This window comes from Duganella sp. AC917, assembly GCF_979258245.1.
Map to the genome: position 1 here is coordinate 3403048 of NZ_OZ409848.1, position 13996 is coordinate 3417043.

At 63.9% G+C, this 13996-nt stretch carries 8 protein-coding genes; 2 read left to right on the forward strand and 6 right to left on the reverse strand.

Features of this window, described 5'->3' with window-relative positions:
* Nucleotides 1-106 precede the first annotated feature (106 nt).
* Genes prpF through prpB form a run of 4 tightly spaced genes read right to left on the reverse strand, consistent with a single transcriptional unit; the run spans nucleotide 107 to nucleotide 5982 of the window.
* Nucleotides 107-1303 carry a 2-methylaconitate cis-trans isomerase PrpF gene (gene prpF, locus ACZ0BA_RS14780; RefSeq protein ID WP_463451984.1) on the reverse strand — a complete coding sequence of 399 codons (1197 nt, stop codon included), beginning with the start codon at nucleotides 1301-1303 and terminating at the stop codon, nucleotides 107-109.
* A 2-nt stretch (nucleotides 1304-1305) separates the two neighbouring features.
* Complete coding sequence (gene acnD / locus ACZ0BA_RS14785) at nucleotides 1306-3903, reverse strand: Fe/S-dependent 2-methylisocitrate dehydratase AcnD (RefSeq protein ID WP_463451985.1); 2598 nt, start codon at nucleotides 3901-3903, stop codon at nucleotides 1306-1308.
* Nucleotides 3904-3914: 11 nt separating this feature from the next.
* Nucleotides 3915-5060: a bifunctional 2-methylcitrate synthase/citrate synthase gene (gene prpC, locus ACZ0BA_RS14790; protein ID WP_463451986.1), complete on the reverse strand. Its 1146-nt coding sequence runs from the start codon at nucleotides 5058-5060 to the stop codon at nucleotides 3915-3917.
* Between the two features lie 13 nt (nucleotides 5061-5073).
* Nucleotides 5074-5982 (reverse strand): methylisocitrate lyase, encoded by a 909-nt coding sequence (prpB, locus tag ACZ0BA_RS14795; protein ID WP_463451987.1) that lies wholly within the window; start codon nucleotides 5980-5982, stop codon nucleotides 5074-5076.
* A gap of 174 nt (nucleotides 5983-6156) precedes the next feature.
* On the opposite strand from prpB, the gene prpR reads away from it, so the two are divergent.
* Both prpR and ACZ0BA_RS14805 read left to right on the forward strand, forming a co-directional pair.
* Nucleotides 6157-7797: a propionate catabolism operon regulatory protein PrpR gene (gene prpR, locus ACZ0BA_RS14800; RefSeq protein ID WP_463451988.1), complete on the forward strand. Its 1641-nt coding sequence runs from the start codon at nucleotides 6157-6159 to the stop codon at nucleotides 7795-7797.
* 109 nt (nucleotides 7798-7906) lie between these two features.
* Nucleotides 7907-8038 carry a hypothetical protein gene (locus ACZ0BA_RS14805; protein WP_463451989.1) on the forward strand — a complete coding sequence of 44 codons (132 nt, stop codon included), beginning with the start codon at nucleotides 7907-7909 and terminating at the stop codon, nucleotides 8036-8038.
* A gap of 19 nt (nucleotides 8039-8057) precedes the next feature.
* On the opposite strand, the gene ACZ0BA_RS14810 is transcribed toward ACZ0BA_RS14805, so the two are convergent.
* Together ACZ0BA_RS14810 and ACZ0BA_RS14815 are read right to left on the reverse strand one after the other, a co-directional pair.
* The gene (locus ACZ0BA_RS14810; RefSeq protein ID WP_463451990.1) at nucleotides 8058-10502 is read right to left on the reverse strand and encodes an FtsX-like permease family protein; all 2445 of its coding nucleotides are present in this window, start codon (nucleotides 10500-10502) and stop codon (nucleotides 8058-8060) included.
* 131 nt (nucleotides 10503-10633) lie between these two features.
* On the reverse strand, nucleotides 10634-13981 hold the full coding sequence (locus tag ACZ0BA_RS14815) for a S41 family peptidase (RefSeq protein WP_463451991.1): 3348 nt from the start codon (nucleotides 13979-13981) through the stop codon (nucleotides 10634-10636).
* Between the last annotated feature and the right edge of the window lie 15 nt (nucleotides 13982-13996).

The window sequence follows — 13996 nt, forward strand, 5'->3', positions numbered from 1 at the left end:
GCCATTAGCCATCCGCGTCCGGTTTCGCGCTCCTAAATACGACACTGCGAGTCACTGAGAGGACACTGCACGGCGGGCCCGCGCAGTGACTCGCATGATGCCAGTTTCACGCTGCGGGCACCCTCACCCAGCCCTCCATCAGCACGCGCGCGCTGCGGCTCATGACAGCCTTCGTCACGCGCCACTCGCCGTTGTGCTGCGTCGCTTGCGCGCCGACGCGCAGGGTGCCGGAAGGATGGCCGAAGCGCACCGCGTCAAGCGCGCCGCCGCCGGCGGCCAGGTTCACCAGCGTGCCGGGAATGGCGGCGGCGGTGCTGATCGCCACGGCAGCGGTGCCCATCATCGCGTGATGCAGCTTGCCCATCGAGAGCGCGCGCACCAGCAGATCGATGTCGCCAGCGCCGATCCGCTTGCCGCTGGAGGCGATATAGGTTGCCGGCTTGGCGACAAACGCCACCTTCGGCGTGTGCTGGCGTTGCACCGCCTCGTCCAGATGCTTGATAAGGCCCATGCGCAGCGCGCCATGCGCGCGTATGGCTTCGAACATCGCCAGCGCCGCCACGTCGCCGTTGATCGCGTCCTGCAGTTCGATGCCGGTATAGCCGATGGCGTCCGCGTCGACAAAAATGGTCGGTATGCCGGCGTTGATCATGGTCGCCTTCAAGGTGCCGATGCCGGGCACCTCCAGATCGTCGATCAACCGGCCGGTCGGGAACATGGAGCCTCCAGCGCCCTCCTCGTCCGCCGCCGGGTCCATGAACTCGAGCTGCACTTCGGCCGCCGGGAAGGTAACGCCGTCCAGTTCGAAGTCGCCGGTCTCCTGCACTTCGCCGTCGGTCATCGGCACATGGGCGATGATGGTCTTGCCGATATTGGCCTGCCACACGCGCACCACCGCCATGCCGTCGCGCGGAACGCGGGCCGGGTCCAGCAGGCCGGCGCTGATCGCGAACGCGCCCACGGCGGCCGACAGATTGCCGCAATTGCCGCTCCAGTCGACAAACGCCTTGTCGATGGAGACCTGGCCGAACAAATAATCAATATCGTGATCGGCTTTGTCGCTTTTCGATACGATCACCGTCTTGCTGGTGCTTGACGTGCCGCCGCCCATGCCGTCGATTTGCTTGCCATAGGGGTCGGGACTGCCGATGACGCGCAACAGCAGCGCGTCGCGCGCGGGGCCCGGCGTTTGCGCCGCCTCCGGCAAATCGCCCAGCCGGAAGAAAACGCCCTTGCTGGTGCCACCACGCATATAGACAGCGGGGATTTTGATTTGCGGCCGATGAATGGTATTGGTCGTCATGGTCAGGCAGCCTTCACGGATTCCAGGAAATCCTGGGCGAAGCGCTGCAGCACGCCGCCCGCCTCGTAAATCGACACCTCCTCCGCCGTATCGAGACGGCAGATCACCGGCACCTCCACCTGCGAACCGCTGAGGCGATTGATCACCAGGGTCAAGGTCGAACGCGGCGTGCGCGCGCCGATCACGTCATAGGTCTCGGTGCCGTCCAACGCCAAGGTCAGTCGGTTCACGCCGGGCATGAACTCCAGCGGCAGCACGCCCATGCCGACCAGATTGGTGCGGTGGATACGCTCGAAGCCCTCGGCCACAATCGCCTCCACGCCGGCCAGCCGCACGCCTTTGGCCGCCCAGTCGCGCGACGAACCTTGTCCGTAGTCGGCGCCGGCGATGACGATCAGCGGCTGCTTGCGCTCCATATAAGTTTCGATGGCTTCCCACATGCGCGTGACGCGGCCTTCCGGCTCGATGCGGGCCAGCGAACCGGCCATCACCTTGCCATCGTGGCCGCGCACCATCTCGTTCTTCAGGGTCGGATTGGCGAAGGTCGCGCGCTGCGCGGTCAGGTGGTCGCCCCGATGCGTGGCGTAGGAATTGAAGTCTTCCTCCGGCAGTCCCATTTTCGCCAGGTACTCGCCGGCTGCGCTATCGAGCATGATGGCGTTCGACGGCGACAAATGATCGGTGGTGATGTTATCGCCCAGCAGCGCCAGCGGCCGCATGCCCTTCAAAGGTCGGGCGCCAGCCAGCGCGCCTTCCCAGTACGGCGGACGGCGGATATAGGTGGTCTGCGGACGCCAGTCGTACAGCGGGCTCACTTTCAGGCCGTCGTCCTCCTGCCTGGCGAACATCGGAATGTAGACCTTGCGGAACTGCTCCGGCTTGACGCTGGCGGCGACGATGCTGTCGATCTCCTCGTCGGACGGCCAGATATCCTTGAGCGTGACCGGCCGACCATCGGCGTCGTGGCCCAGCACATCCTTCTCGATATCGAAGCGGATGGTGCCGGCGATCGCGTACGCCACCACCAGCGGCGGCGAAGCCAGGAAGGCCTGCTTGGCGTACGGGTGGATGCGGCCGTCGAAATTGCGGTTGCCCGACAAAACGGCGGTCGCGTACAGGTCGCGCTCCACCACCTCTTTTTGTATCGCCGGATCGAGCGCGCCGGACATGCCGTTGCACGACGTGCAGGCATAAGCGACCACGCCGAAGCCAAGCTTCTCCAGCTCCGGCATCAGGCCCGCCTCCTCCAGATACAAGGTGACGGTCTTGGAGCCGGGAGCGAGCGAACTTTTCACCCACGGCTTGCGCGTCAGGCCGCGCGCGTTGGCGTTGCGCGCCAGGAGACCGGCGGCGATCATGTTGCGCGGGTTATTGGTGTTGGTGCAGCTGGTGATGGCCGCGATGATGCAGGCGCCGTCCGGCATCAGGCCCGGTTCATTCTCCACCACGCCGCTGATGCCGCGCGCGGCCAGTTCCGACGTCGGCACGCGGCTGTGCGGATTGGACGGGCCGGCGATATTGCGCACCACCGAAGACAAATCGAAGGTCAATACGCGCTCGTATTCGGCGGTTTTGAGCGCATCGGCCCACAGGCCGGTCTCTTTCGCGTACAACTCGACCAGCTTGACCAGTTCATCATCGCGGCCGGTCAGCTTCAGGTATTTGATGGTCTGCTCGTCGATGTAGAACATCGCGGCGGTGGAGCCGTATTCCGGCGCCATGTTGGAGATAGTCGCGCGGTCGCCCAAGGTCAGGTGCGCGGCGCCTTCGCCAAAGAACTCCAGGTACGAGGACACCACTTTTTGCTTACGCAGGAATTCAGTCAGCGCCAGCACCGTATCGGTGGCGGTGATGCCCGGCTGCGGCTTGCCGGTCAGCTCGACGCCGATGATATCCGGCAGCCGCATCCACGATGCGCGGCCCAGCATCACGCTTTCCGCTTCAAGCCCGCCGACGCCGATGGCGATCACGCCCAGCGCGTCGACCATCGGCGTGTGCGAATCGGTACCGACCAGCGTATCGGGGAAAGCCACGCCGTCCACTGTCTGGATCACCGGCGACATGCGCTCCAGATTGATCTGGTGCAGGATGCCGTTCCCCGGCGGGATCACGTCGACGTTCTTGAACGCCTTCTTGGTCCAGTTGATGAAATCGAAGCGATCCTCGTTGCGGCGGTCTTCAATCACCCGGTTCTTGTCGAAGGCATCGGGATCGAAGCCGCCGCATTCCACGGCCAGCGAGTGGTCGACCACCAGCTGCGTCGGCACCACCGGATTGACCAGCGCCGGATCACCGCCTTGCAAGGCGATGGCGTCGCGCAGGCCGGCCAGATCGACCAGCGCGGTCTGGCCCAGAATGTCGTGACATACCACGCGCGCCGGGAACCACGGGAAATCCAGATCGCGGCGGCGTTCGATGAACTGTCCGAGCGAAGCGTTCAGCGTCGCCGGATCGCAGCGACGCACCAGGTTCTCGGCCAGCACGCGGGATGTGTAGGGCAGTTTGGCCCAGGCGCCCGGCTGGATCGCATCGACGGCGGCGCGCGCGTCGAAGTAATCCAGTTGGGTGCCGGGTAAGGGCTTGCGAAATAGCGTATTCATTATGGCGTCCATTACTTCCGATCCTTGATCGGCACAAACTGCAGATCTTCCGGGCCGACGTAGTTCGCGCTCGGGCGAATGATCTTGTTATCGATGCGCTGCTCGATGATGTGCGCGGCCCAGCCGGAGGTGCGCGAGATGACGAACAGCGGGGTAAACATCGCCGTCGGCACGCCCATCATGTGGTACGACACGGCCGAGAACCAGTCCAGGTTCGGGAACATCTTCTTGACGTCCCACATCACGGTCTCCAGGCGTTCGGCGATGTCGAACATCTTCATCGAGCCGCCTTCGCGCGACAGCTTGCGCGCCACTTCCTTGATGACGACATTGCGCGGATCGGAGATCGTGTACACCGGGTGGCCGAAGCCGATCACCACTTCCTTGTTGGCGACGCGGTTGCGGATGTCCGCTTCCGCCTCGTCCGGATTTTCATAGCGCTTCTGGATCTCGAACGCGAACTCGTTGGCGCCGCCGTGTTTCGGACCGCGCAGCGCCCCGATCGCGCCGGTGATGGCCGAGTGGATGTCCGACCCCGTGCCGGCGATGACGCGGCCGGTGAAGGTCGACGCGTTGAATTCGTGCTCCGCGTACAGGATCAGCGACGTGTGCATCGCCTGCACCCAGCTGTCCGACGGTTTGAAGCCGTGCAGCAGATGCAGGAAGTGGCCGCCGATGGAGTCGTCGTCGGTTTCCACGTCGATGCGCTTGCCATTGTGGCTGAAGTGATACCAGTACAGCAGCATCGAACCGAAGGACGCCATCAGGCGATCGGCGATATCGCGCGCGCCCGGCACGTTGTGGTCGTCCTTCTCGGGCAGCACGCAGCCCAGCACCGAGACGCCGGTGCGCATCACGTCCATCGGGTGCGCCGAGGCCGGCAGCGCCTCCAGCGCCGACTTCAGCGCCTGCGGCAAGCCGCGCAACGAGCGCAGTTTGGCCTTGTAGCCGCGCAGCTCCGCTTCGTTGGGCAGTTTGCCGTGCACCAGCAGGTAGGCGATTTCCTCGAACTCGCAGGAGTTGGCGACGTCCAGGATGTCATAGCCACGGTAATGCAGGTCGTTGCCGGTTTTGCCGACGGAGCACAGCCCCGTGTTACCGGCGGTGACGCCCGACAGCGCGACGGATTTTTTTGGTTTGAAGGTGGTCTCGGTCATGTCTGGTCTCCGGTTATTTTTTCTGAGCGCCGTTTACTGCATTTTGCGCAGCGAACAAGGCGTCGAGCTTTTGCTCGAAGCTGTGGTAATTGATGCGCTCATACAGCTCGGCGCGCGTTTGCATCGACTCGAGCACGTTCTGCTGCGTGCCGTCGCGGCGGATCGCGCCATAGACGTTTTCAGCGGCCTTGTTCATGGCGCGGAAGGCCGACAACGGATAGAGCACCAGGCCGACATCGGCGCCGCGCAATTCGTCGACGGTGAACAGCGGCGTCGAACCGAATTCGGTGATATTGGCCAGCACCGGCACCTTGACGGCGGCGGCGAACTGTTTGTACATATCGAGGCTGATCATCGCCTCCGGGAAGATCATGTCGGCGCCCGCTTCCACGCATGCGACGGCGCGGTCGATGGCCGATTCAAGGCCTTCGACCGCCAGCGCGTCGGTGCGCGCCATGATGACGAAGTTTTCGTCGGTGCGCGCATCGACGGCGGCGCGGATGCGGTCGACCATCTCCTGCTTCGAGACGATCTCCTTGCCCGGACGGTGGCCGCAGCGCTTGGCGCCCACCTGGTCTTCGATATGCATCGCGGCGGCGCCGAACTTGATCATCGACTTGACGGTGCGCGCCACATTGAACGCGGAGGCGCCGAAGCCGGTGTCCACATCGACCAGCAGCGGCAGATCGCAAACGTCGGTGATGCGGCGGACGTCGGTCAGCACGTCGTCGAGGTTGGAGATGCCCAGGTCCGGCAGCCCGAGGGAACCCGCCGCCACGCCGCCGCCCGACAGATAAATCGCCTTGAAGCCGGCGCGTTTGGCCAGCAAGGCATGGTTGGCGTTGATCGCGCCGACCACTTGTAACGGGGATTCTTCCTGAACTGCTTTGCGGAAGGCGGCGCCTGCGGAATATTGACTCATGTGAGACCTTTCAGTATTGCATTGAAGTTGCATCGAAGTTGAATTGTTATTGCAAGGTACGTGCCAAGTGCTCACGCCTTAAGAATCAAAGAGTTAGCTTCGAGAAATGTTTCAGCTGTGTTTCATTTTGAAACGTCGAAACATATCATGAAACGAATGCGCTACAATCGAATCATGCGCCACTCCATATCCCTGCCGTTCGATCCCGACGATAAACCGGTCATCTGGACCGTATCGGTATCGCGCCTGTACGACCTGTTCCGCGACATCACGCTCGAATACGACAACCTCGCCACGATAGAGCCGATCAACCTCGGTTTCGATGAAGCGGCGCGCCACATCCGCGAGCGCATGGCCACCGAGCGTTGCGACGCCGTCATCGCCGCCGGCTCCAACGCCGCGTATCTGAAAGGCCGCCTGTCGGTGCCGGTGGTGATCGCCAAGTTCAGCGGCTTCGACGTGATGCAGGCGTTGGCACGCGCGCGGCGCGTCTCGGACCGGATCGGAATCGTCACATATCAGGAGCGTTTGCCGGAGCTGGCGGAATTCGCCGGCACCTTCGGTTTCGATGTAGCGCAGCGCACCTACGCCACCGAAGAAGACGCGCGGGCGCAGATCAACGATCTGAAAGCGGCCGGCATCAAGGCCATCGTCGGCGCGGGCCTGATCACCGACCTGGCCGAGGAAGCGGGATTGACGGGGGTGTTCGTGTACTCCGCCGCCTCGATCCGCCACGCGTTCGATGACGCGCTGGAAATGGCGCGTCTGACGCAGCTGGAATCGAACCGCGTTCGCACGCGCGGCGCGGTGGTGACGGACACGTTGCGCGCAAAGCATGGGCTCAACGACCTGCGCGGCGAATCGGCGGCTATGGAAACGTTGCGGCAGTCGGTCGTGCTGTATGCGAAGTCACCCGCCACCGTGCTGATACAAGGCGAAACTGGCACCGGCAAGGAACTGGTGGCGCAAGCGATTCACCGCGAAAGCCCGCGCAGCCTGGGACAGAACCGGCCATTTGTCGCCGTCAATTGCGGCGCGATCGCCGAATCGCTGCTGGAATCGGAGTTGTTTGGCCACGAGGAAGGCGCCTTCACGGGCGCGCGGCGCGGCGGCCATGCCGGCCTGTTCGAAGCTGCAAATCGCGGCACGCTATTCCTCGATGAAATCGGCGAGATGCCGCTGGCGCTGCAAACGCGCCTGCTGCGCGTGCTGGAGGAACGGGAAGTGGTGCGCGTGGGCGGCACGCGGCCGATACCGGTGAACGTGCGCATCATCAGCGCCACCCACTGCGACCTGGAACAGCGCGTGCGCGAGGGCCGCTTCCGCGCCGACCTGTTTTACCGGTTGGCGGTGCTGCGGCTGTCGCTGCCGCCTTTACGCGCCCGTCCCGACGATGTGATGACGCTGGCCGAGTGGTCGTTGAAGAACGCGCTGGCGTCGCTGGGCGCCCGGCCGCATCCGAATTTGCACGCGGAGATGAACGCCTGCGCAACGCTGCTGCGGCGCTACGACTGGCCGGGCAACGTGCGCGAACTGCGCAATTTCACCGAGCGCCTGGCGCTGTTTCTCGCGGCCGAACCCCTGCAGGCGTTGACGCCGGCATTTGTTCTGGGTGTGGCGCCGGAAATGGGCGCAACGGCGTCGACAGGCTCGGACTCGGCTTCGCTCCCCGTTTCAACACTGCGCACCAAGAGCGCAACCGAGGCAGTCGCCCGATTTGGCGGCCGCCGTGATGCGGCCGCTGAATATCTGGGAATCAGCCGCACGACGCTATGGCGACGTCTAAAGAACGAAGACGGTTCTACCAAGCAATGACAGAGGTCATAACCAATTCGAATATCGAATATGGTAATTTAAAATTATATTTATATCTGGAGAACCGCTAGACTGTAGTTATTGCAAAAAGCCGTTCAAAGGAGTTTATATGATCACCTACCTCGCCACCCCGCAAACCATGACCTCGCCGGCGAAAGCCCGCGACTGGAAAGCCCTGATCCGCCGCGCGTTCGAGCTGGCAGGCGCCCCGTACGCCAACAGCCCGTATATGCCACTGTAATGAGTCACGGGGCGCGCGCTCACATGCGCAACGCCCGCACCGGCACCATGCGCATCGCGATCCAAGTATGGCGCGCGATCGCGATCAGCGCGACCGCCCACGTCAGCGAGAGCGCCAGCAGTAAGGTCCAGTAGCCGATCGGCGCGTGCTCCACATAGCCGGCGAGGTAGCGGTTGATCGCCACCGCCGCGATGGGCAGCGCCAGCACGGCCGCCGCCAGCAGCAGCGCCCCCACCTCCCGCAGCACCAGCAGACCGATATCGGTGCGCCGCGCACCGTGCAGCCGACGCAGCACGATCTCGCGCGCGCGCCGCTGCACCGAATTCGCCGACAGGACGTAAGTACCGAAAGCCGCGATCACGAGCGCGATGCCCGTGGCGACCGCCAGCAACCGCGCAAGGCGCGCATCCTCCTCATAGTTCACAGCCAGGACGTCGGCGGCGCGGTACGTGCGCGGAATCGCATCGGGAAAATAGCTCGGCCACAGCGCCAGCGCGGCGCGTTCGATATCGGCCGGCGCACCGGAGGCGCGCACATTCAGCACCGTTCCGGCGGTTGAAAGATCATAGGCAACCGCCGTCGGCTTCTCCCGCAACGAACGGAATCGCAGTTCCGGCGCGATGCCGACGATGCGCTTGGCCGTCACCACGTTGTCGAAACCGGTGAACATCACCGTCTGCCCGACTGCCTCCTCCGCACTGCCGAATCCCAGTTCGCGCGCGGCGACCGCGTTCAGCACCACCGGTACGCTGTCATTCTCCGCGTCCGAGCTGTCCTTGAACAGCCGTCCCGCCGCCGGCGCGATGCCGTGCAATTCAAAGAAATTCGCACTGACCGATTTCATCTCCATTGTCGCCGCCTGTCCGCCCGGACGCTTGAGCGCCCGCGTCCAGATATAGTCGAGCCGCCCCACCGGGTCTTCGGAAACCGCCACGCCGGCCACGCCGGGCTGCGCTTTCAACGCCGATAAATAGCGCCGCGCCTTTTCGCTGTCCTTGACGCGCTCCGGCATATCGACGATCACCATCTGCGCGGGATCGAAACCGGGCGACGCGTGCATCGCGTAGTCGGTCTGCCACGCCACCGCGATGGTGACGCTGGCAAAGCCCATGGCGACGGCGACCTGCAACACGGTCAGCGCGCGGCGCCATTGCATGCTGCCCATCGACTCCGTATCCGGCCGCCCTTCGAGCGCCTGTTGCGGCGCCACCCGCAGCGCGATCCAGACCGGATAGGCGGCCGTGGTCAATCCCAGCAATGCTCCGATGCAGAGTGCGGCGGCGAGGTTTTGCAGCGAGAACAAACCGTCCAGCTGGCGATTGACCAGATGGGAAAACGCCGGCAACGCCAGCCACGCCAGCAGCAGGGCGAATACCGTCGCCACCATCGTCACCAGCAGCGATTCGAGCAGGAACTGCAGTGCGATGCGAGGCGCGCCGGCGCCCAGCACCTTGCGCATCGCCACCTCGCGCTGGCGACGCAGCACGCGCACCATCGACAGGTTGGCATAGTTGATCCCGGCCAGCAGCAGGATCAGCACCGCCATCAACGCCAGGCCGGCGGTGACAACGGGACTGGCGCGGTCGCCGGGCAACGCGATAAAACTGTTTTTGATGGTGTTGTCGAAGTAGGCATCACGTAGCGGGGACATCGACAATTCGATCGGCTTGCGTTTGCCGAGCCGATCGCGCACCTCCGGCGGCCATTGATTCAAGCTTGGAGCGATATCCACCGCGTGCTGCAAACGGCCGACGATACCCGGCACCGAGCTGCCCGGCTTCACGCGCAGCAGCATTTTGCTCATCCAGCCGCTTTCGCCGGTCAGCATCTCGTGTCGTATGACTTTTTCCACCACGCCCGCGTGAACGCCGAACAGCACCTCGAACGGAATCGTCGTATTGGCCGGCGGCGCCGGCACGATCGCGCCGACCTGCATGGTCACACCTTCCGAGAGCATGGTCCGTCCCAGCGCGTTGCGCGTGCCGAACATGCGCAGCGCCGCCTTTTCGGTGACGACAAACAGGTCGGGCCGCTCCAGCGCCTGCGCCAGATCGCCCTGCACCGCGCGCAGGCCCAGCATCGATGGAAAACCGGGTAGCACGATCAAGCCGCGCACGGTCGTCAGGTTGCGGTCGACGCGCACCGTCAGCGGCGTGATCTCCGGACGCGCCGGAATGTAGTTGGTGGCGTCGACGACGCCCGGAATCTTGAGCGCCGTCTCGCGCAGGAACATCGGCGCCAGATCGAACAGCGGCGACGATTGCTCGACATTGAAGTGATGTTTAACGACGTAGACCTGATCCGCGTCGGGCAAGTGCGTGTCGTACTCCATCGAGTAGCGCACAAAGCCAAGCAGTAGCAGGCAGGCGGCCAGGCCCATGCCGAGACCGAGCACGGAGGCCAGTGAGTATGCCGGCTCTTGTATCAGGGTGCGCCAACCGATGCGCAGGTCGAGTAGCTTCATAGGGTAAGTCCGCGGATGGAAGATGAAGTGATATTGCAACTACCATGCCACGGCGTTTAACCACCGCTTACGCGCGGAACCGGCTGGATTTGTTCGGAAGTGAACGCCGGTGCTGTTCACTTCCGAACACTTTACTTCGCCTTGATCGGGAAAGCCGGACGTGAAGGCCGCACCGGCGGGTTCTTTGCCAGTTCCGCCTTGATGACCTCAATCGCCTTTTCCAGCTGCGGATCGCGGCCGGCGATAACGTCCGCCGGCGTTTGATCGACTTCGATATCCGGCGCCACGCCCTCGTTCTCCACGCCCCAGCCGCCCTCGCGGGTCCAGAAGGCCAGGTTGGGCGCCGTGATCGAGCCGCCATCGAGCAGCACCGGGAAGCCAAGCACGCCCACCAGCCCACCCCAGGTGCGCTTGCCGATCAAAGGCCCCATCTGGTTTTTGCGGAACATCCACGGCAGCAGATCGCCGCCCGAGCCGGCCGTTTCGTCGATCAGCATCGCGCGCGGTCCCTGGATCGACGCCGATGGCGTTTTCATATCCGCGCCATAGCGCATGGTCCACCAGGCGATCTCCTTCTTCTGCAAGATCTCCAGGTAGTAATCGGCGACGCTGCCGCCGCCATTGAAGCGTTCATCGATGATGACGGCATCCTTGTCGGCCTGCGGGAAGAAGTAGCGTTTGAAGTAGGTATGCCCCAAACCTGCGGTGTTCGGCACGTACACATAGGCTACCTTGCCGCCGGTGGCCGCGTTGACCTTACGGATATTCCCCTCGATCCAGTCGCGGTTGCGCAGCGCGTCCTCGTTCGGCACCGGCACCACGGTGACGGTGCGCGACTTGCTGCCGTCCGCGTTCGGACCGACTGTGATGTCGATCGCCTTGTTGGCGGTGTTTTCAAAGGCGCTGTAAAGATTGGTCGGCGCCACCAGCGGACGGCCATCGACCGCCAGCAGATATTCCCCGGCTTTGACATTCAGGCCCGGCTCCGTCAGCGGCGCGCGCAGTGCCGGGTTCCAGTTCAAGCCGCCGTAGACTTTCTTGAAGCGGTAACGGCCTTCGCTGATCTCGTAATCGGCGCCCAGCAGACCGCCCGGCACCGCTTTGCTGTCGGTGAAGAAGTCGCCGCCACCGCCGCGATGGTGGCCCACACCCAGCTCGCTGCACAACCACTGGATCAGGCGATTCAGGTCGGCGCGGGACGACAGCTCCGGCAGGAACTGCGCGTACTTCTCGCGCATCTTGTCCCAGTTGGCGCCGTGCATGCCGGGATCGTAGAAGAAGTCGCGGTTGATGCGCCACGCCTCGTTGAAGATTTGCGTCCACTCGGCGCGCGGCTCGGCACGGACCTCGATCGCCTCGACCTTGATCTTGCCTTCGCCCGGCGTCAGCGTCTTGGCGCTGGCGCTGCCCATGGCCCAGGCTTCCTTGAGGTGGTAGACGATTTTTTTGCCATCGGAGGACACCTCGAATTCGTCGGCTTCCGCCAGCAGCGTTTCCGCCTTGCGGTCCTTCAGGTCGAAGCGCTGGATGGCTTTCTTGCCGTCGTTCTCGCGCAGGAAGAATATCTGGCCGTCCTGACCCGCTTCCAGGTCCGACAGCGACGCCGCCGGTATCGGCAGGTCGACGATGCGGGTTTCGATGCCGTCGAAGTCGATGGCTATCGGCGCGACCGGCGCCACGGTGACTTTCGGATCATCGCGCCCGGTCTTCGGATCGATCTTCGGCGTCTCCGGCTTGGCCGGCTCCTTCTTGTCCGACACTGCCGGCGGCGGTGGGGTGGCCGGAGCGGCCTTCTCCTCATCGCTTTCCTTGATCAGCGGCGACGGCAGGTCGCGCCGCAGCACCGCCATCCAGACCGTGCGCGTAACGCGGTTGTCCTCGTTCTGCTGCGAGAACCAGTTATTGCTCGGCCCCGCATTGGTCGAGGCGAAGAAGTACAGATACTTGCCGCTCTTGTCGAACACCGGATTGATCACGTCCGACAGGCCATCCGTCACCGCCCAGGATTTTTTCTGCTCCAGCGAATAGATGTAGGCGCTGCGCGTGTAAGTCATCGAGTTGAGCGCGTACGCGATCCAGCGCGAGTCCGGCGCCCATGCCGCGCGCAGGGTCTTGTTCACGCCATACAGCGGCTCGGACGCGATCTTGCTGACCGCGCCGGAAGCGACATCCATCACGTACAAGGTCCAGGAGTTGTCCGTGTAGGCGATCTTTTTGCTGTCCGGCGACCAGACGGGATTGTCGTAGAAGCCGGAGCCGGTCAGCTTGAACTTGCGCGGCTCGCCCTTGCCGTCCTGCGCGCGGATATGCAGCGCGTACTCGCCCGATTCGTCGGAGAAGTAGGCCACCGAGCGGCCATCCGGCGACCACGCCGGCGAGCGCTCGTTGGCGGCCGTGGTCTGCGTCAGGTTGCGCACATCGCCCTTGTCGGCGGGGATGGTGACCACCTCGCCACGAAATTCGTACGCCACCCGCGCGCCGGACGGCGACACCGAAAAATTGCGGATGTATTTGGCACCGCTGACCCAGCGCGGCCGCGACATCCCCAGGTCGCTACTGACGCCGATGGTCAGCTTGCGCGCCTGGCCGCTGCCCAGATCCAGCGCGTGCAGATAGCCGGCCTGCTCGTAGACGATGCTATTGCCGGATGCGGCAGCGTTCAGCACCGGGAAGTCGGTGTGTTTCGTCAGCGCGCGCACGGCCCTGGACTTGACGTCGTAGGCATACAGATTGAATTCGCCGTCGCGGTCCGAGCGGAAGTAGACGGTGTCGCCGATCCAGATCGGATCGACATCGTTCGAATGCGTGGCCGGCTGCGGTATCTTGACCACCAACTTGTCGCCCCGGTTGAACAGCCACAGGATCGAGTTGGTGCCACCGCGATAATGCTTCCACTGCAGGAAGGCCGGCGAGAACGGGTTGTAGACGATGCTCTTGCCATCCGGCGACCACGCGGCGCGCGCGGCGTTCGGCACTTCCAGCTGCGTTTCCACGCCGCCCGTCACCGGCACCGTGAACAGTTTGCGATAGCGGTTGTTGAAGGCCGCACGCGGCGATGTGAACATCACCGATTTGCCGTCCGGCGCGAATCCCTGCACGACGTCGGGGCCCGGATGATACGTCAGCCGCTTGGGCACCCCGCCTTCGATCGGCAGCAGGTAGACGTCGGTATTGCCGTCGACCTGCGCGCTGTAGGCGATCAGTTTGCCGTCCGGCGAAAACTGCGGGTTCGATTTTTCACCGGGATCGGACGTCAGGCGCCGTGGCGCGCCGCCGTCCGGATTGGCCAGCCAAACGTCGCCGGCGTAGATAAAGGCCAGATGGGTGGCCGACAGCGCCGGTTCCGTCAGCATGCGGGTATCGCTGGTGCTGGGCAGCGCCTGCGCGGTGGGAGCCAGGGTGATGGCCGCACCGGCGACGGCGACAGATAAGGTGGTAGATAAGGTGGTAGATAAGGTGGCGGATACGAGGCGCTTCATGTGCATCGAGGTTTC